The sequence below is a fragment of the Peribacillus sp. NPDC096448 genome, assembly GCF_044762675.1.
GTDB lineage: Bacteria > Bacillota > Bacilli > Bacillales > DSM-1321 > Peribacillus > Peribacillus frigoritolerans_B.
Genome location: NZ_JBIWEU010000011.1, coordinates 92,069 through 112,056, shown reverse-complemented (window position 1 = coordinate 112,056; position 19,988 = coordinate 92,069). Strand labels below are relative to the sequence as shown.

General features: G+C 40.9%; 16 protein-coding genes and 1 pseudogene. 12 read left to right on the top strand and 5 right to left on the bottom strand.

The features are described 5' to 3' along the window. Positions 1–8 precede the first annotated feature (8 nt). The 5 genes from ACIQ0C_RS18760 (at position 9) to ACIQ0C_RS18740 (ending at position 5,655) form a co-directional block, all read left to right on the top strand. On the top strand, positions 9–1,553 hold the full coding sequence (locus ACIQ0C_RS18760; protein ID WP_402836568.1) for a fatty acid--CoA ligase family protein: 1,545 nt from the start codon (positions 9–11) through the stop codon (positions 1,551–1,553). A gap of 176 nt (positions 1,554–1,729) precedes the next feature. After that, on the top strand, positions 1,730–2,257 hold the full coding sequence (locus tag ACIQ0C_RS18755) for an HD domain-containing protein (protein ID WP_034314654.1): 528 nt from the start codon (positions 1,730–1,732) through the stop codon (positions 2,255–2,257). Positions 2,258–2,437: 180 nt separating this feature from the next. Beyond that, positions 2,438–3,103, top strand: a complete 666-nt coding sequence (locus tag ACIQ0C_RS18750) for a LuxR C-terminal-related transcriptional regulator (RefSeq protein WP_403062665.1) — start codon at positions 2,438–2,440, stop codon at positions 3,101–3,103. 334 nt (positions 3,104–3,437) lie between these two features. After that, entirely contained in the window at positions 3,438–4,703 is a 1,266-nt protein-coding gene (locus tag ACIQ0C_RS18745) for a M48 family metallopeptidase (RefSeq protein WP_402836563.1), read from the top strand. Positions 4,704–4,845: 142 nt separating this feature from the next. Then, positions 4,846–5,655, top strand: a complete 810-nt coding sequence (locus ACIQ0C_RS18740; RefSeq protein WP_251433446.1) for a YitT family protein — start codon at positions 4,846–4,848, stop codon at positions 5,653–5,655. Between the two features lie 52 nt (positions 5,656–5,707). Here ACIQ0C_RS18740 and ACIQ0C_RS18735 read toward each other — a convergent pair whose 3' ends face one another. Then, positions 5,708–5,944, bottom strand: coding sequence for an IDEAL domain-containing protein (locus ACIQ0C_RS18735; RefSeq protein WP_251437004.1), 237 nt, complete (start codon positions 5,942–5,944; stop codon positions 5,708–5,710). Positions 5,945–6,260: 316 nt separating this feature from the next. On the opposite strand from ACIQ0C_RS18735, the gene ACIQ0C_RS18730 reads away from it, so the two are divergent. Further along, complete coding sequence (locus ACIQ0C_RS18730) at positions 6,261–6,824, top strand: competence protein ComK (RefSeq protein WP_403062662.1); 564 nt, start codon at positions 6,261–6,263, stop codon at positions 6,822–6,824. Between the two features lie 90 nt (positions 6,825–6,914). Here ACIQ0C_RS18730 and ACIQ0C_RS18725 read toward each other — a convergent pair. Next, positions 6,915–7,132, bottom strand: a pseudogene (locus tag ACIQ0C_RS18725) (DUF3006 domain-containing protein). Further along, complete coding sequence (locus ACIQ0C_RS18720) at positions 7,133–7,972, bottom strand: ComEC/Rec2 family competence protein (RefSeq protein WP_403062659.1); 840 nt, start codon at positions 7,970–7,972, stop codon at positions 7,133–7,135. Between the two features lie 988 nt (positions 7,973–8,960). Here ACIQ0C_RS18720 and ACIQ0C_RS18715 point away from each other — a divergent pair. Together ACIQ0C_RS18715 and ACIQ0C_RS18710 are read left to right on the top strand one after the other, a co-directional pair. Further along, positions 8,961–9,233: a hypothetical protein gene (locus tag ACIQ0C_RS18715; protein WP_403062656.1), complete on the top strand. Its 273-nt coding sequence runs from the start codon at positions 8,961–8,963 to the stop codon at positions 9,231–9,233. A 110-nt stretch (positions 9,234–9,343) separates the two neighbouring features. Then, a complete protein-coding gene (locus tag ACIQ0C_RS18710) occupies positions 9,344–9,607 on the top strand; it encodes an STAS domain-containing protein (RefSeq protein WP_403062653.1) in 264 nt (87 codons plus the stop codon). 251 nt (positions 9,608–9,858) lie between these two features. Here the strand turns inward: ACIQ0C_RS18710 and ACIQ0C_RS18705 are convergent, their stop codons facing one another. Further along, entirely contained in the window at positions 9,859–10,230 is a 372-nt protein-coding gene (locus ACIQ0C_RS18705) for a YhjD family protein (RefSeq protein WP_402837156.1), read from the bottom strand. 290 nt (positions 10,231–10,520) lie between these two features. Here ACIQ0C_RS18705 and ACIQ0C_RS18700 point away from each other — a divergent pair, with 290 nt between their 5' ends. From ACIQ0C_RS18700 to addA, 4 genes are all read left to right on the top strand, one after another. Beyond that, entirely contained in the window at positions 10,521–11,135 is a 615-nt protein-coding gene (locus tag ACIQ0C_RS18700; RefSeq protein WP_402836555.1) for a TVP38/TMEM64 family protein, read from the top strand. 33 nt (positions 11,136–11,168) lie between these two features. Continuing rightward, complete coding sequence (gene lepB, locus ACIQ0C_RS18695; protein ID WP_403062650.1) at positions 11,169–11,732, top strand: signal peptidase I; 564 nt, start codon at positions 11,169–11,171, stop codon at positions 11,730–11,732. Positions 11,733–11,921: 189 nt separating this feature from the next. Continuing rightward, positions 11,922–15,419 (top strand): helicase-exonuclease AddAB subunit AddB, encoded by a 3,498-nt coding sequence (addB, locus tag ACIQ0C_RS18690; protein ID WP_403062647.1) that lies wholly within the window; start codon positions 11,922–11,924, stop codon positions 15,417–15,419. Beyond that, positions 15,412–19,146 carry a helicase-exonuclease AddAB subunit AddA gene (addA, locus tag ACIQ0C_RS18685; RefSeq protein ID WP_403062644.1) on the top strand — a complete coding sequence of 1,245 codons (3,735 nt, stop codon included), beginning with the start codon at positions 15,412–15,414 and terminating at the stop codon, positions 19,144–19,146. The genes addB and addA overlap by 8 nt, the downstream gene beginning before the upstream one ends. Positions 19,147–19,289: 143 nt before the next feature. Here addA and ACIQ0C_RS18680 read toward each other — a convergent pair whose 3' ends face one another. Beyond that, complete coding sequence (locus tag ACIQ0C_RS18680; RefSeq protein ID WP_403062642.1) at positions 19,290–19,952, bottom strand: transposase; 663 nt, start codon at positions 19,950–19,952, stop codon at positions 19,290–19,292. Between the last annotated feature and the right edge of the window lie 36 nt (positions 19,953–19,988).

Here is a 19,988-nt window from a genome sequence, read left to right as displayed (position 1 = left end):
GGAGAAAGATGAATTTATCTGAACGGCTTCATCAAATGGCTTTAAAAAAGGCGGATAAGCCAGCATATTACTTTGTGGATCAATCCACTTCATATGGGGAATTGGATAAGGCCGTTACGAAGTTCGCAGACGAATTACATAGGCTTGGTGTTACAAAGGGTGATAACATTGCGCTGTTATTAGGCAACTCTCCACATTTCATCATTTCGTTGTATGGAGCTATGCGAGCAGGGGCGACCGTAATTCCCGTCAATCCCATTTACACACCTGACGAGATTGGTTACATCCTGAATAATGGCGATGTAAAGGTTGTTGTGGCATTAGACAAGCTTTTACCCTTATTAGAGAAAATGAACCCAACCCTCTCAAGCGTCGAACAATATGTAATTTGTGAAACGCAGCCGGATAATGGGGAGATTAGCAAATTTAACATCTATCAAAAAATGAAATCGTTTACAAAAATGGTCGAATCGGGGGATGACGGGTTTAAAGGTCCAGAACTGGATCCTGAAGATACGGCAATCATACTCTATACCTCGGGAACTACGGGGAAACCAAAGGGGGCCATGCTCACACATGCCAATATCTACTCCAATGCACATGATATTGGGGAATATTTAAAAATCACGGAAAGTGACCGTGTCATTACGACATTGCCAATGTTCCATGTTTTCAGTTTAACGGTAGTTGTGAATGCCCCGTTGATAAGCGGTGGTACGCTTTTAATTGTCCCGCAATTCAGTCCAAAGGAAATATTCAGGCAAGTCAAAAAATACGAAGCGACCGTTTTTGCTGGAGTGCCTACGATGTATAACTTTCTTTTCCAATATCCAGATGCGAAAGAGGATGCTTTGAAGTCGTTGCGGATATGCATCTCGGGCGGATCCGCTATGCCAGTGTCCCTGCTTGAATCATTCGAGCGGAAATTTAATGTCAGGGTTTCAGAAGGATATGGCTTATCCGAAGCTTCCCCTGTTACCTGCTTCAATCCTTTGGACCGTCCAAGGAAGGCGGGTTCCATCGGAACCTCCATCCTTAGGGTGGAAAACAAAGTGGTCAATGAGCTTGGAGAAGAAGTTCCGATCAATGGGGTAGGGGAATTGATTGTCAGAGGTCCGAATGTAATGAAGGGTTATTATAAAATGCCTGAAGAATCAGCCGCTGTCTTGAAAAATGGCTGGTTATATACAGGCGATTTAGCCAGGATGGATGATGAAGGCTATTTTTTCATTGTAGATCGTAAAAAGGAGCTTATCATCGTCGGTGGCTATAATGTCTATCCACGTGAAGTGGAGGAGGTTTTGTATGCCCATCCTGAAGTAGTTGAGGCAGCAGCCATCGGTGTTCCCGATCCCAATCAGGGAGAAGTGGTTAAATGCTTTGTGGTAAAGAAAAACAATGCTTTGACCGAGGAAGAGCTGCTTGCCTATTGCATGGAACACTTGGCCAAATATAAGGTACCGGAAAAAATTGAGTTTTTGGATGAACTTCCAAAAAACGCGACTGGTAAAATTTTGCGACGTTCCTTGAAAAACCATGTACTGCAAAACTGAATTACATTGATCATGAGGAGATCATTGCCTATAACTGGCAATGGTCCTTTTTTTTGTACAACCAAAGTGTATGAGGATGCATAAAATATATTGAAGAACTTAAAACCTTGATTCTTGTTTCGAAAAGAGTTATCATTGTCATTAAAAATTTCCACAAAATTGTAAGGAGGGGTTAGATGAGAGATGTAAAGCTTTTGGATATTTTTACACATCCCATTGCTCAAAAATACTTGAACCGTTCAGGTCTGGCACATGCGATTGCGGTAGCATACCATGCGTTTCACTTAGCAAATGAATATAATGTCGACCCTGATATTGCTGCCAAAGCTGGACTTTTGCATGATATGGGTCATTTCACCTGGTATCGCAATGGTAAATGGGATTATGATCTATATAAACAAAATGATATTCACCCGATCAAAGGAGCAGAACGAGCACATAAACTATTAATCCGCTTGGGAGAAAATCCGATAAAGGCAAAGACCATTTCCCTCGCCATTTTATTTCACACCGATTCGTTCTTACCTTCAAATGATATTATTCGCACACCGCTTCAGCAAGTCGTCAAATGGGCCGACGAAAAAGATGAAGAAGAAGGTGGAAAACACCATTATCGCAAAATTGATTTTCCCCGGGCAAAGGAAAGCATCATGAAACTTGATACTCTCATAGATGAGGAACAAAGAAAAAGGCTATCATCCTGAAGTCAAACGGGTTGATAGCCTTTTTATTGTCAGAAGGAGCACTTTTTAAAGCATTTAACAGTTTAAATTTGTTACAGGTAAATTAATGATGTAAAATATAGACCAATAGAACTACTTGCGGCGGACAATTACAAAAAATTATCGGATTAATAACAAATAAAGAAAGTAACAGGTGAGGTTATGAAGTCGATTAAGCTAATGATATATGGTGGTCAGGGAGGACTTGAGGGAATCATCGAAAAAGAAGATGACATTAAGGTCATGGGGAAGACAGGAAATGAAATGGACCTTCTTGATTCTGATCATTCATCAGCCATACCAGATGTCATTCTTATTGATGCCCGGTCTTCAGGAAAGTATGGACAGGAAGTCATGCAAATCCTGAAGGAAAAATATCCATTCACTCCTTTCCTCATTTTTACTGCCTATTCAGAAAATCATTATCTTATCGAAGCCATATGCCATGGTGCAGCAGGTTATGTGTTACAGGATGGCGGAATGAAACAAGTGATGTCGGCAATCCGTCAATGTGCCAACGGTCAGATAGTTTATCCTGCCTCATTTAAATCAATATTAATGAAAAAGCTGCAGCAGGATGTTGAAAGATCACCAGTGACTTTGGAAAAGGCAATAGAAAAATGGGGGGTCTTTTCTAAACGCGAGCATGAACTGCTTATCCTGCTAACCCAAGGCGAAACGAATCAGCAAATTTCAGAAAAACTTTTTCTATCGATCGGCACGGTAAAAAACTATATAAGCCGTATTTACAGAAAACTGAATGTTAATAATCGACCGGAGCTTATGGCACTTTTGTATAGTTTTCCAAAAAGCGGGATGAAGGGATGACTACACATGCCCTGCCGTTCCGTTAATCGGCCTCTTTCATAATGCCCTTACCAAAACCTTTGATGAAACGATTTTCATCTAAGCAATTAAGTGGTTGCTTTAAACATCCCTCTGTTTTTTTAGTGTCTCTGATCATCATTCCGCCTCCAATCCCGGATGTGCATTTTTGGCTGGAGGTGTATTCTGTGAGATCTTAAGGTTGATAATAAAGAATAAAAAATCAACAAAATGATGGAGATTGTAAGGGAAGAATGATATTGAAGGGAAATCCGGTTCTAACCTGTCCATTTTGGATTAAACTATTAAGAGGGAGATTCGTTTAAGGAGGGGCATCATGGTTAGAAAATGGGCTGGAAGAGCGATTATATTATATATCCTATATGCAGCAGCGATGTATTGGTATATTTTTTATGGAGCTGATACCACCATTCCCGAAGCTTTGCGTGGAACTGCAGCAGATCCTGCAACATTCCTGAATGCAAGGGAACTAAAGCTTAGCGAAGAGTATTCAGGACTGCGGAATTTTATTTTTTTCGTATCCACGCCATATGAATGGCTGCTGTATTTCTTCATTTTATTATTCGGTTTTTCAAAGGCATTTGAAAAATCGTCAATGGCAGTCTCGAGACTGAAAGCGATCAGAACGGGCATTTACTTATTCTGGCTTTCCATTATTTCTTACCTGGCACTGTTTCCAATCAGTTTCATTGGATACCGGATGAGCAAGAGTTACCACATAAGTACACAAAGTTTCACCTCGTGGATGAAGGATGGAGTCATCGAATTCTGGGTGAATTTTGGGATGATGTTCATCATCGTTTCCGTTTTATATTGGTTAATGAAGAAAAGTGTGAAGAAGTGGTGGCTCTATGCTTGGATGCTGTCCATTCCATTTACCTTGTTCCTGATGTTTGTTCAGCCTGTATTGATTGATCCGCTCTACAATGAATTCTATCCGCTCAAAAATAAAGAGCTGGAAACGGAAATATTGGCACTTGCCTCACAGGCTGAGATTCCGGCTGAACACGTGTATGAAGTAAATATGGCGGAAAAGACCAATGCCTTGAATGCATACGTGACCGGCATAGGTTCCAACTCAAGAATAGTCCTTTGGGATACGACCTTGAACAAACTGAAAGAAGATGAAATCCTTTTTATCATGGCACATGAAATGGCTCATTATGTGGAAAAGCACATTTATATAGGGATTGCAGGTTATTTAGGACTGACTTTAATCGGTTTGTGGCTGACATCGAAAATCATGAATTTTATCATTGGTCGCTGGGGCCATCAATTAAAGATCCGTTCGGTTGACAGCATTTCTTCTCTCCCATTATTTCTTTTAATAACGTCTGTGCTGCTCTTTGCTTCAAGCCCGCTGTCCAATTATGTTTCCAGATATCAAGAAACAAGGGCTGACCGTTATGCCATTGAAATGACCGGGGATAAAGAATCAGCAATCACGACGTTCCAGGAACTCACGAGGTCGGGGTTGAGTCAGGTCAACCCGCCATTCCTGGTTAAATGGCTGCGATATTCCCATCCTACCATGCTCGAGCGGATTTCAACGGTTGAAAATGCAGATACAAAGGGAGATTGAAAGCCAGCTGAAAACCAGCTGGCTTTTTTTCTTTGGAAAGTGGGAATTTGTAGATGTTTTCAGAAAAAACTATTTTTTTAAAAAATCTTAGGTTCTCTACTATAATAAATTAAATTCCCAGTTCGTTTTAAGGAGATCGGATATGTATAATGTACTTTTCATCACTATAGGCTCAGTGCTTGTTGCAGTAGCCTACAACTTATTTTTGATACCCCATTTAATTTTAAGCAGCGGACTTAGTGGACTTGCGATCATGTTCGGAATCATCACCCCAGTCAACACAGGGATATTGAATTTCCTGTTGAACCTGCCGTTGCTGATTCTTGGGTACCTGAAATTAGGGAGACGCTTTATAACCTATACGATATTATCAGTTGTCGTGATTTCGGTCAGTTTATACCTCATTCCAGTTCACGGAATATCCACTGAACCGATTTTGTCTTCTTTATTTGGCGGAATCATATCGGGGTTTGGCATAGGCATCATCTTTCGTGCTTCGGGGTCTTCGGGCGGTTTTGATATCATTGCCATGCTATTGGCGAAGAAGAGCGACTTTCCACTTGGTACATTGCTTTCGGTGATGAATGGAGTTGTGGTGGTTATCTCAGGATTCATCTTTGGTTGGGATGCCGCATTATATACGCTGATTTCCATTTATGCAGCAGGAAAGGTGATCGATACGATCCATTCCAATCACATTAAATTAACATTAATGATCGTTACCAAAAAGAGTGACGAAATGAAAACGAAGCTCCTGACCAACCTTTATCGTGGAATTACAGTCATGGATGGTGAAGGTGCATATTCTGGAGAAAAGAGCAAAGTAATGATGACAGTCATTACACGTTATCAGTTAACCGATGTAAAAACGATGATAAAAGAAGTGGATCCGAATGCTTTTGTTAATATAACCGAAACTGCCGAGGTCATGGGGATGTTTCATAAAGAGTGATGATAATTAGAAAAGCCTCCCGACATTATGGGAGGCTTTTCTGATCTTAATGTTAATTTCCAAATTGTTTTAGTAAAACGTTCATTTCAGAACTTAGTTTTAAGAATAAAGGTTTGTTTTTCATATCCAAGGCTTCATCGATCTGTTTTGCAAGGATATTCTTTTTGGTAGTAAGGACGGCTTCCTGAATAATCATATCAATTAACATTCCCTGAACCACGGCATCGTTTTTCATTTCGCTCATTGATAAGGACTTCACTGACTCTGAATAAGATTTTTCATTTTTCAAAGTTACCACCCCTGACCCTTTTTATTATTATATGGATTTGAGTGGATAAAATCAACTGAAAATTTTAAAAATTAAAATTTTAATAGAGAATGTGTCGTTTAGATGACGAAAAAGCCACTATATAAAAGAATTTTTAATTTTTTGTGAACTTGCTTTTTATGTTTAAGGGTTGTGCTATTATAGTGAGTAATTTAACATACATTTACTATCTCCCTTCACTCTTCTTGGACAGGAATGGAAGGGTATAAGCAATCAAGAATATAAGCTTTGGTAAAGTGAAAGCGGAGTTTAGCAATGAGGAAGAGGTGGATTAAAAATGAAGGAAAACAATCAGGGAATCATCGAGGAATATGAAATCACGCCACATACACTAATGGTTTCGCCAATCAATTACGGCAGTAAAATATATGCCCGTATCGTTGAAATGGAGGACGAGTTCATCTCCCCGTTTAAACCTATGGAAATAATTAAGAGAAGCTGCGAGTTCTTCGGATCAAGTTATGAAGGACGCAAGCAAGGCACGAAACAGCTCATAAACATCACGCATAAAGCACCGATCGCGATTGATCCGACCAGTTCGATATTCTTCTTTCCAACTACATCTCCGTTGCGTCCTCAATGCATCTGGTTATCACATGAGCATGTGGTATCCTATGATCGCCTGGATTCCAAACATACAACCATCACATTCAGGAATAGACAAACCATCGATATAGCAGTATCATGCAGCTCTTTCGAAAACCAGCTGCACCGGACATCTTTTTTAAAAACGAAATTAATCCAGAGGCTTGAGGAAACAAAGAGGAAATCCTTTTATCTGTTCACTGATGCTAATGGAGCCAAGGCTTCAGAAGTAATCTCAAAGTATATACCTCGATAAGAGGGGGTTCAGGGAAAAATCATAGAAGAATGCAAACGCCGAATCATTCAAAATTAAGCAAGCCCTTCTTATTAAAGAAGGGCCCTGGAATTAATCTTCAAATAATTCATCCATTAAATCGTCAATTTCTTTTCTTAATTTTTCAGTGCCTTCTTGGAAATCGTGATAGTATCACCATCGATAATCAGCATATCTCCTACTTTTGCTCCCTTGGGAAGAGCACTTTTAGGGAAATCCTTCATGTCACCACCATCGATTTCAACGACAGCTACCTTTCCTTCGAAGCGATCAATAATTCCTTGTACCATTTATTTCACCGTCTTTACAGTAATTTTCTGACCTGTATAAGTAAAAATAATGTTACCTGATTTATCCGTGCGATAAGTTTTAGCTTTCACTGAATTCAACCGTTTTACAACAGTGGAAGTAGGGTGCCCATAGCCGTTTTTCCTCACACTGATTACAGCATATTTCGGTTTTGTTTTGTTAATGAAAGCTGAACTTGTCGATGTTTTTGCTCCATGATGGCCTACTTTAAGTACATCAACACTTGGTACCAGTTTTTTAGCCAGCATATCTTTCTCTGCTTTTTCTTCGGCATCACCTGTAAACAAGAATGTTTTTTTGCTGTGTTTAAGTAACAGGACAGCACTCCAATTATTTAAGTCAGACTTAGCATAGTCTTTAACAGGTGCAATGAATTTAAGGGAACTATCATTTGCTTTAGTGTTGATTTCCACGCCAGTCTTCGCTTTTTTTATTGTAAGCTTCTTCTTCTTAACAGCCGTTAAAAAGTCTTTGTATGCCTGGGTAGTATGAGAAATTTTAGGGGCATACACAGATTTTACATTAAGCGATTTAATCACATAAGCCAGACCGCCAACATGATTCGAATCTGGGTGAGTGGATACTAATGCGCTAAGTGTTTTTACCTTTTGTTTTTTTAGGTAGGCAACAACTTCGGCGCCCTTTCCTTTACCGCCGCCATCGATTAAAACGTTTTCATTGCCGGTTTGTATAAGGATTGAATCTCCTTGTCCAACGTTGATGAAATGTACCTTTACATTTGAGGCTGCCTCAGTTGTTTTAAGTCCAGTGAATAAAGACAAAACAAGCACAGCAACCAGTAGAATATTTATTTTCTTCATTTTTCCCCTCCAAATAATTTACCATGTAAAACCGGAAAAATTGGAATTTGGACACGGTTTTTATTCGTGGTAAAAAAAGGGGAAAGTCATCTAAATCTATGGTTAGGTAAAATGATCCTGGGTGATTAATTGTCTTGTGAATTCTCTTGAATCAAAATGAAAAAAACATTATTTCACAGATTCAATCAATAGAAAATCTATTTTCCTCAAAATTTTATTAAGGAGAATGTTGAAAGTGTGAAGTTGGCACTATTAAACGAGGGCTGCGTATCTGCAGTTGAAAGTAATATAGAAAGTTAGGATTACCAAAAAAATATTTTGTTAAAGAGTATGTTGACGAGTTTGTTTACTGTTTTTTTAGGATTTGTACAATTTAAACGTTGGTTTCCACTCTAGGCACTCGCATTCCGCGGGCGGTCCGTGAGCATCCTCGGCGCGTTTGCACCTGCGGGGTCTCCCTTGGACACGCATTTCCCGCATGAGTCTCGCACTTTTCGTTCCAACCATCTTTGTTTTAAAATTTAGATGGAAACCCTTTTGGCTACGAATTAAACCATGCAAATAAAACATTGCATGGTTTTTATAAGAAATAAAGGTTGGGAAAATTTTTTACGATCAAAACATGGGGTATAAGTTTCCTTAACGTTTGACTCCTTGATACATAATATATTAGACAATAGACCGACGATGCATCTTTTGTTCAGTTTTTCACAAACTGTTCGAAAAAGGTTATTATTTTTCTGGAACTCTTTTGTTTTATACGTTTTATATTAAGAAATCGCTACTAGTAGATAATACTAGGTATGGATATTCAATTAACATCTTTTTCAATAACGTTGTACTGACACTAAAATGATAGTGTTGACGTATAGTTATAATAGATGAATGGAAATTAAATTGTCGATTAATATTGAACAAACGAGCCCGACCTATTAATCGTTAAGGACTGTTTCCTTGAAAGTGTTGCCCTGATCAGTAAGCAGTAATTGTGCAAACGGCTTATGTAAAACGGCGATTGACAGTCCTCATTTCCTATAATGGGGAAGAGGAGAGTATACCAGAAGGATACAGCGTCGAATATGGAGGGACATTCTGCCGTTTAATCATTAAGAACAAAGGCGATGCTATGCATAGAGTGAATTTAATGAAGGATGCCATAACAAGGGAGCTTGAAGTAATTCAGTTAAATGTAAAAGGTATTTTCAGAAGAAGAATTATCTATCTGAAATCCATGGCAGACATTTCATCCCACATGGCATAGATCAATCAAACAAAGGATATCATGGGCTTTTTAAGCGTCCCCATCGTATTAAAGGTATTTTCATTTTTTCGACACAGGGAATTGTTGAAGGCAATCGATCAGGGGAAATCATGAATGCGTGTTACATTCTGCGGCGGATCATGATATTGGTTTACTTTAAGCTCCTTGTTCAAGATAACTGTTTTCCTATCCTTCTCTTCAAGATGATTAGTGCTCTTGGTTTGATGGGGGCAGAGACAATCATAATGGGTGCGACTCCAACCTTTGTAAAGGAGCATGTAAATAACTTTTATTTGAAGAATCTCAAAACTAAAATGGTTAAGGATATTCAGTATGCACTTGATTACATAGGTTATGCCTTGAGCGAAAAGTAATATTCATAAAGATGAATCCATGGTTTTAACAAGCCGATTAAATTATGATTATGGAATATTCAAACAGGTGAATGGAGGTAAGTGAGTCTTATCGGTCTTGATCATGAAAGACTCACTTACCTTTATGCCTGGAAGGGCGGAATGCTTTTTTGTGGTCATACTTTTTACATCCAAGGGATCTGTCCCTTCCCGAAGGATCCAAGCATCCAGCATTCACAGAAACATGTATGGAGGATGCCTGTACCCGCCCGCTAATTCCTTGAACGGTGGTTTTTTTCGAAAAAGTAATAACATAACAAGTCTTCGGTTTTGTTGCGAAGGCGGGGATTGAAATAATTATGATGTTCCTCGTATCCTTTATATAAAAAACAATACATCGTGAAGGATTCATCGCGTTTGATTTCACTAACCTTAATATTCTCTTTGCGCAAATAGCGCCGTACCTCGGCAAGTTCGTCTTGAACCACTTTTAAAGTATGTTCGACTAGCTCCGAATAGGGCCTTTTTAATTTAAACGGACTAATTTCGATGACCTTGAGATCCAGGTTTAAGACTGTAATAACCATAGGGAGGTAGATGGCTTTTTCAATCATATTTCGGTCACCTTCTGGAATGCGGGTCATCATGACCGCCCCTTTCTAAATAGTACGTTTTCAATGATAATATGTATATTCCGTAAAAATTAGAACGTTTGTTCTGTTTTTTTATCCTAATGTATTTTCAGTGTATATGCAAGCAATTTTGATAAATCTAGAAATATTCGTTAACAAGATTATGTTTTCCGGAGATAGGGAAAGTATGAAGATATATGGATAATAATTCTTGCAATTTCAGGGGAAAGTGATATATCTAAAATAAACAGTTTTTAATAAGTTTATGCTGCTTTGATGGCAGCATGTCGAGGGAGATAATTATGGATTTGGATACTATACGTGAGTGGTTTACACTTGATCATATATCGGCACTTATTCAGCAATATCGCTCATTCGGTCCAATTCCCGGAATCTTACTGCCGATGCTGGAAGCTTTTTTGCCTTTTTTGCCCTTAGTGGTGTTCGTGCTTGCTAATGCAACGGCTTTTGGTCTCTGGTGGGGGTTTTTATTTTCTTGGATTGGTGCGGTAGCGGGGTCTTTTTTGCTTTTTTGGATTATTAGAAGATATGGTCAAATGAGGTTTTTCCGATTTTTGCAAAAGCATAAACAGGTGCAGAGGTTGATGGTTTGGGTTGAGAGCCATGGATTCGGTCCTTTGTTCATATTGCTCTGCTTCCCTTTTACACCTTCTGCTATCGTTAATATCGTGGCAGGACTTTCAAAAGTCAGTACCCTGCAATATGGACTTGCAGTAGTGGGAGGGAAAGCGGTGATGATTTTTACGATCAGTTTCGTGGGTTACGATTTAGTATCCTTAATTCATAAACCGGTGCGAACGGTCATTATCGGAATCGTCATCTTCATCCTATGGTATGTGGGGAAAAGATTGGAAGTCCGGTTAAATAGAAGCATGAAGAGAGAAGAAGGACAATAAATTAATATATAAATGCAGTAGGGGTTGAACTAGATGGAAAAAACAAACAAGAATTCTTTATCCGATTGGATAAAACCAGCGATGATAGCTTTTGTTATTTACATCTTAATCCGTACATTTCTCTTTTCAAGCTATGATGTTGAAGGAAAGTCGATGCAGCCGACCCTTGAAGATGGAAATAAACTTGTTGTGAATAAAATCAATTACCAGATTCATGATATCAACCGTTTTGACATTATTGTTTTTCATGCGAATTCACAAGAAGATTATGTTAAGCGGGTTATAGGGGTTGCAGGCGACCGTATTCGTTATAAAGATGATTGGCTATATATAAATGGTAAGAAAGTGGATGAGCCTTATCTTGAGAAATTCAAGGAAGGTTTCCCAGGACAGGATTTTACGGGTGATTTTACATTAAAAGAATTGACGGACATGACCAAAGTTCCGGAGGGCAAGCTTTTTGTCATGGGTGATAATCGTCTTGAAAGTGCTGACAGCCGTCACTTTGGTTATATACCGGTTGAAAATGTTGTTGGTAAAGTGGATGTTCGATATTGGCCGGTCAAGGATTTCAATTTTAAATTTACAGGTGAATGATTGTGGAAGCCCGAGAATTATGTGGGCTTTTTCTTTTGGGGGAAAAGCGAACGTACGATTGGTGTTTTTTTAAGGGAAACGGTAAAATAATAGAAAGTAAATCTAATTGGAAACAGAAACCTAGTCATAAAGACGAAGGTATTTCTGGTATGATGGGTCTAGATATTAAGTTGTAAGGGGGAAAAAGAGATGTCACTCCGTTTTTTACTGGGAAGATCGGGTGCAGGGAAAACTTCGAATATATTGGACGAAATCCGTTCTAAAATGGCAGAAGATCCCGAAGGAAATCCAATTATCTACCTCGTTCCTGATCAGATGACGTTTCTATCTGAATATAAATTAATTAAAACACCAGGCCTTGCCGGAATGATCCGGACACAGGTTTTCAGTTTTAGCAGGCTTGCTTGGCGTGTTCTTCAGGAAACCGGGGGGATGAGCAGGCTGCATTTGGACAGTGTTGGCGTTAATATGTTGATACGGAAAATCATGGATGATAAAAAGGAAGAGTTAAAGATGTTTCGTCGATCTGCTGATAAGCAGGGGTTCATTGCACAGATGGAGCTAATGCTGGCTGAGTTCAAGCAGTATTGCATCCAACCTGATGACATTCAAAACTATATGGCTGAAACCTCGCAGGCCGGCAGCGGCATTCAGGATAAACTGCATGATCTTGAATTGGTCTATCAGGCTTTTGAGGATGAAATGGTCAACAAATATTTAGATTCCGAAGATTATTTCACTTTGCTGATCGAAAAAATGTCAGAGTCTTCATATATAAGGAATGCGGATATATATATTGATGGTTTTTATAGCTTGACCCCACAAGAATTATTGATTGTGGAAGAAATGATGAAGCTGTGCAGGAGTGTAACGATCTCGCTGACGTTAGATCAGCCCTACAGGCGATATGCTCCGGATGATTTGCAATTGTTCAGGCAAACGGGAAATCTTTATCATCACCTTTATCAGGCTGGATTGAGGAATGGCATTCCGATTGCAGAAGACCGAATCTTAAAAGGAACGGAAAGGTTTGGAAAGAGTCCGGGGCTGAATCATCTGGAAACCTATTTTTCCACGCGTCCTGCACAAACGTTTGAGCAGTCACCTGAAGTAACGATCGCCCAGGCAGTTAACCGCAGAGCTGAGATTGAAGGAGTTGCCCGGGATATCTTGTCGCTGGTCAGACAGAAACAGCACCGTTTCCGTGATATCGCGATTTTAGTCCGTAATGGGGAAGCATACGCTGATATTTTACAAACCGTTTTTCGGGATTATCAAATTCCCTTGTTCGTCGATTCCAAACGGACGATGCTGAATCATCCTCTGATAGAACTGATTCGTTCCACTTTGGAGATCATCAATGGCTATTGGCGTTATGAGCCGGTATTTCGTGCAATCAAGACGGAGCTTCTATTTCCGCTGCAAAAAAACCACGATAGGATGCGTGAACAGGTAGATAAGCTGGAAAACTATGTGCTGGCCCGCGGCATTAAAGGAAGCAGGTGGACATCCAAAGATCGATGGACCTACCGGCGCTTCCGCGGACTGGAACTCGAGGACCGGAACCAAACGGATAAGGAAATGATGCTTGAGCAAGAGTTGAATGAGATGAAGCAATTATTTACCGAGCCGATCTTAAAGCTCTCAAAACGGGCTAAAAAGGCTGCTAATGGCAGGGAATTGTGTGAAGCCCTTTATCTATATCTTGAAGAATTGCATGTGCCGGAAAAATTGGAAAAGCTGAAACTGGAGGCGGAAGAAGCAGGTGATTTGGTATCGGCAAGAGAGCATGAGCAAACATGGAATGCGGTTGTCGACCTATTGGACCAATTCGTCGAACTGCTGAGCGGGGAAGAGCTTTCCATGAAACAGTTTGCGGTAATCATTGAAGCTGGTCTGGAATCTCTTGAATTTTCTTTGGTACCGCCGGCAATTGACCAAGTATTGGTCGCTAATCTAGATTTATCCCGCCTGGATGATGTGAAGACAGCTTTTGTTATCGGCCTGAACGAAGGGGTTCTGCCTGGGAAAGCTGTATCTGACGGGATATTTTCAGATAGTGATCGTGAGGTGCTGCTGGCTGGTGGACTTGATGTTGCCCCAAGTTCAAAGGTGCGCCTGCTGGATGAGGAGTTTACAGCATACAAAGCATTCACTACGCCTGCCGAGACCCTTTATTTAACATATCCCCTTGCCGATGAGGAAGGAAAGGCGCTTTTACCCTCATCCTATTTGAAACGGGTAAGGGACGTATTGCCTAACGTTTCCGAGGTGTATTATATGAACGATCCGTCCGATCTATCTGCTGAGGAACAGGTGAAGTATGCTGCGAATCATGATGTGGCCCTATCGTACCTGGCTGCACAATTGCAGCTGAAAAAAAGGAACTATCCAATCCATCCACTATGGTGGGATGTATATAATGCCATTATTGATGATGAAATGGCCAGTCCTTCAGCAACTAAGGTTTTATCGAGCCTTTTTTATCAAAATAGGACAAAGAAATTATCTGAGGAAACAAGTAAGCAATTATACGGTGAGAGCATTCTTACGAGTGTATCACGGATGGAAATGTTCAATAGCTGCCCGTTTTCCCATTATGCCGCTCATGGCTTGAAATTACGGGAACGGCAGATTTTCCGTTTGGATGCACCTGATATAGGCGAGATGTTCCATGGAGCGTTGAAAATGATTTCCGATTACTTGAAGGAACATGATATTCCTTGGGCTACATTGACCTCGGAACAATGCTTGGAGCTGGCCAGAATTGCTGTGGAGAGACTTGCTCCTAAACTCCAAAATCAGATTTTGTTAAGTACGAACCGCCATCATTATTTACGCAGGAAACTGGAACATGTGATTGGACGGGCCTCGATCGTATTAAGTGAACATGCAAAGGTGAGCGGTTTTGCTCCAATCGGATTGGAACTTGGATTCGGAAAAAATGGCGAGCTGCCCCCACTTTCTTTCACATTGAAAAACGGTACGAAGATGGAATTGATCGGCCGGATCGACCGTGTGGATAAAGCGGAAGAAGATGAGGGTGTCTATTTGCGTGTGCTCGATTATAAGTCGAGTGAAAAGGAACTGAACATGAGTGAAGTATATTATGGACTCGCCCTGCAAATGTTGACATATCTTGATATCGTCGTCACCCATTCAAAGTCGCTTATTGGAAAAGAAGCGATTCCAGCCGGAGTTTTGTATTTTCATGTGCATAATCCCGTTGTCAAATCAAAGGGAATGCTCAGTTTGGATAAAATTGAAGAAGAAATTTATAAAAGTTTTAAAATGAATGGACTTGTACTGGACCATTCAAATGTCATTCAGATGATGGATACCTCACTTGATATTGAAAATTCCGGTAAGTCGGATATCATTCCAGCTGGATTTAAAAAGGACGGATCGCTCCTGGCAGCTTCCAAAGTTGCCAGCAGGGAAGAGTTTTCGCTTCTGAATCATCATGTGCGCCGTATTTATCAGGAAGCTGGTAATCGAATGGTCGATGGTGATGTGGATATAACACCATACAAATTAAAGGAAAAAACGCCGTGTACCTTCTGTTCCTTTAAATCTGTATGCCAATTCGACCAGTCACTGGAGGAAAACCAATTCAGGAATTTGGCACAGAAGAAACAAAATGACGTCCTTGAGCTATTAAGGGGAGAGGAGGAGAGAGATGAGTAAAACGAAAATTCCTGCCCTGCCAGAAGACGTGACTTGGACGGAAGATCAATGGAAGGCGATATGGGCTAAAGATCAGGACATTCTGGTAGCGGCTGCTGCAGGTTCAGGGAAAACAGCGGTACTGGTCAATCGGATCATTCAAAAAGTCATTTCAGAAAAAGATCCAATCGATGTTGATGAACTGCTCGTGGTTACATTCACCAATGCCTCGGCTGCCGAGATGCGCCATCGGGTAAGTGAGGCATTAGAAAAAGCGATCAATGATAATCCCCATTCACAGCATTTGCGTAAGCAGTTGAGCTTGATTAATCGTGCTTCGATTTCCACACTCCATTCTTTTTGTTTGGAGGTGATCAGGAAGTATTATTATCTTACGGATATCGACCCGGGCTTCCGTATTGCAGATTCTACGGAGATCCAGCTGCTCCGTGATGAAGTGATGGAAGAGCTTTTCGAGGAGCAGTATGGCCAAAGTGATAACGAAGAGTTTTTTAATTTGGTTGATGCTTTCACAAGCGATCGAAACGATGATGCACTTCAGAATATCGTTCGATCGCTGCATGATTTTTCGCAATCGAATCCAAACCCGGACCGATGGCTCGACGGTGCGGCCAGCATGTATGAGCTGGCAGATGATGATGGGATCGATGATCTTTCGTTTATCGATTCATTGAAGTTCGATATTGGTTTACAATTGGATACTGCCAGGGATTTATTGGAACGCTCGCTTGCATTGACAAAAGTCCCTGGGGGGCCGGCACCAAGGGCTGAAAACTATTTAGCCGATCTTGCCCTGGTTGCTAAACTTTCGGAAGTGAAGGACCAATCCTGGAATGCACTTTATGAGGAAATCCAAAACGTGAAATTTGGGACGGCAAAACGCCTTACTGGTGCAGATTTTATTAAGGAAGTTACAGATGAGGCTACCAAGTACCGGGATAAGGCCAAGAAGATCATCAAATCGTTACAGGAAGAGTTATTTTCCCGTAAACCGGAAAGCTACCTGCGGGATATAAGGGAGCTTAAGGGTTATGTTGATACACTTGTAATGCTTGTTAAACGGTTTGACGAAAGATTCTTTGCTGCAAAAGCAGAAAAAAACTTGGTGGATTTCGCCGATTTAGAACATTATTGTCTTCAAATTTTGACAGGGGAAACGGTGGATGGTGAACGAAAACCTTCAGCGGCAGCCATCGAATACAGGAACCAGTTCAAAGAGGTACTCGTAGATGAATACCAGGACACGAACCTGGTTCAGGAATCAATCTTAAAACTGGTGACGGCTGACGGAGAATATGATGGGAATCTTTTCATGGTAGGTGATGTCAAGCAGTCCATTTACCGGTTCAGGCTTGCAGAACCGAATCTCTTCCTTGGAAAATACACACGATTTACCCATGACGGTGTTGATTCCGGACTGAAAATTGATTTAAACCGCAATTTCCGGAGCCGAAAGGAAGTTCTCGATGGGACCAATTTCTTGTTTCAACAGTTGATGGGCATTACAGTCGGTGAGATTGATTATGATGAAGATGCCCAATTGAAAAAAGGTGCCCCATATCCCGAAGACGATCCAAACCCGATCGAACTCCATTTAATTGATGGAACAGCCGATCCGGAAGCTCATTCGGAAATGGAAGGATATGATGGCGGGTTTGAGGCCGAGGAGCTTGAAAAAGCGCAGCTCGAAGCAAGACAGATGGCAAAGCTCATTAAAAAGGCTATAAGCGAAAAGCAACGGATATATGATACGAAAACCAAAAAGTACCGATCTGCCACTTATCGGGACATGGTCATTCTTCTTCGTTCGATGCCATGGGCACCGCAAATCATGGAGGAATTTAAAAAGCAGGGAATTCCAGTCTATGCCAATTTGTCTACAGGGTATTTTGAAGCGACCGAAGTGGCCATCATGATTTCCTTATTGAAGGTGATTGATAATCCGCAACAGGATATCCCATTGGCATCCGTTCTCCGTTCACCTATCGTCGGGTTGGATGAAGAAGAGATGTCAAAGGTGCGTTTATTCCATACAGGAAGCTATTACGAAGCGCTAGCTGATTTTTACAGAAAGAGTGATCCGGAAGAACATCCGGGGCTTTATGAAAAAGCCTCCGCTTTTTATAAAAAACTAGTGAAGTGGCGGAAGCTTGCCAGGCAGGAGGCATTATCAGATCTGATCTGGCTCCTATACCGCGAAACGCAGTTTTATGATTTTGCAGGTGGGATGCCGGGCGGCAAACAGCGTCAGGCCAATTTACGAGCGCTGTATGACAGGGCAAGGCAATATGAAGCAAGTTCTTTCCGCGGTCTGTTCCGTTTCTTGCGGTTCATAGAAAGGATGCAAGAACGTGGAGATGATTTAGGGGCAGCTCGGGCTTTAGGGGAACAGGAAGATGTAGTCCGGCTGATGACGATTCACTCGTCAAAGGGGCTTGAGTTCCCGATTGTGTTCATTGCCGGTCTTTCCAAGCAATTCAATATGATGGATTTACGCAAGTCCTATTTACTGGATAAGGATTATGGCTTTGCGGCAAAGTATGTGAATTCCGCATTACGAATAACTTATCCCTCCCTCCCTCAATTGGCTTTTAAGAAAAAAAAGCAGCTTGAATTAATTGCCGAGGAGATGCGTGTCCTCTACGTGGCGCTTACAAGGGCTAAGGAAAAGCTTTATTTGATTGCAAGCATCAATGATGCAGAAAAAACGCGCCAGAACTGGGAAAGTAATGCTGCCCATGGAGATTGGTTATTAAAGGACTATGTACGGGCAGGTGCAAAAAGTTATCTTGATTGGATTGGTCCCTCCCTTGTCCGACATCGGGATTCTCTTGGTGCTGCAGGTCTTGGCTCGGAAATGGAGTCGCATCCCTCGAATTGGTCCATTTCCGTCATTCCAAGTGAAGAGCTTGCTGTTCTGGATGAGGAAGAGGCACTGGTTCAAGAGCAAATGCTTGAACATGTCCAGAAATCGGAGAAGGTCGGTATCGTTTCCGAGTTTTATGATGATATCAAGGAACAGCTGGAATGGGAGTACCCCGAGCATGAGGCGACGGTGTATCGTTCCAAGCAATCCGTTTCTGAATTAAAACGTCAATATGAACTCAAGGACGAGCAAAGCTCCACAGAGCTGTTGCGTAAATTTAAGCGGCCTATCACGAAGCGGCCGACTTTCATGCAAGAAAAGTCACTGACTCCTGCTGAAAGGGGTACGATTACACATTTAGTCATGCAGCATATCGATCTATCTAAAGAAATTACCATTCAATCGATTCAGCAACTGATCATTGACTTGATTCAACGTGAGTTGTTGACGGAGGAACAGAAGGAAGCTGTGGATCCGGAGACGATCGTCGATTTCTTTGACAGTGAAATCGGGCAAAGAATGCAGAGGGCCGAAAGCATTCGCCGTGAAGTGCCATTTACGATGTCGCTGCCTGCAAAGGAAGCTTACAGCGATTGGACAGCTGGAGATGAAGAAGTCCTTATCCAAGGTGTGATTGATTGTATCTTTGAGGATGAACAAGGTCTTGTGCTTCTCGATTATAAAACGGATACAATCACCGGCCGTTTTGCAAGCGGGTATGAAGGGGCTAAAGGGATTCTTGCCGATCGATACCGGATGCAGCTTCAGCTTTATACGAGGGCTGTTGAAGGGATAATGAATAAGAAGGTAACCGGCCGTTACTTGTTTTTCTTTGACGGCTCGCATTTATTGGAAGTATAGGAGAGAAGGAGTGTCCCATTGATGTGGGACGCTCAGTTTGTAGACAAAAGGGGTTCGGAATTTAAAAAATTCCGAACCCCTTTTAAAATTCCCTTGAAATTTTGACCAAAGGATAAGAGATTTGGGCTCTTCGAGCCACTATGTTAAGCCATTTTAGGACCTTTCCATGTCCAAGTGGCCATCTTCTTTAAATTAATGGCAGCGAAAGTAAGCATCGCTTGCATCGACAATTTTTTAAGTCCCCTTAAAGTAGTCCAACGCATACCATGCTTTTCTTTTGCATCTGCGAATACACGCTCAATCGTTTCTTTGCGTACGATTTTCTTTTCAAATTTACGCTTATTCGCATTGGCTTTCACATGTGTGGAATCGACAAATATATGTTTAGCACTTATTAACTTTCTTTCAGCAGCTGTCATTAAGATGCGATAGAAAATCTGTTCAAACAGGTCTGTATCTTTAAAGCGTCGCTCATAATTTTTCCCGAACGTTGAGAAATGAGGTACTTTATCATGGAAACCATAGCCTAAGAACCAACGGTAAGCCATATTTGTTTCAACTTCTTCAATCGTTTTACGCATGGAACGAATACCGAAGGTAAATTGAATGAATGTCAGTTTAACTAAGATAACTGGATCAATACTTGGGCGTCCTACCTCTGAATACATAACTATCACCAAGTCATAAATGAAAGTGAAGTCAATGGAAGCCTCCATTTTACGAACCAAATGATTCGCCGGAACCAGTTGATCTAAAGTAATTATTTCAAGTTGATCTCGCTGATTAGAATTATGTTTCGAAAGCATCCTCATCACCTCAAGTTTTAATAGTTCTATTTTAAA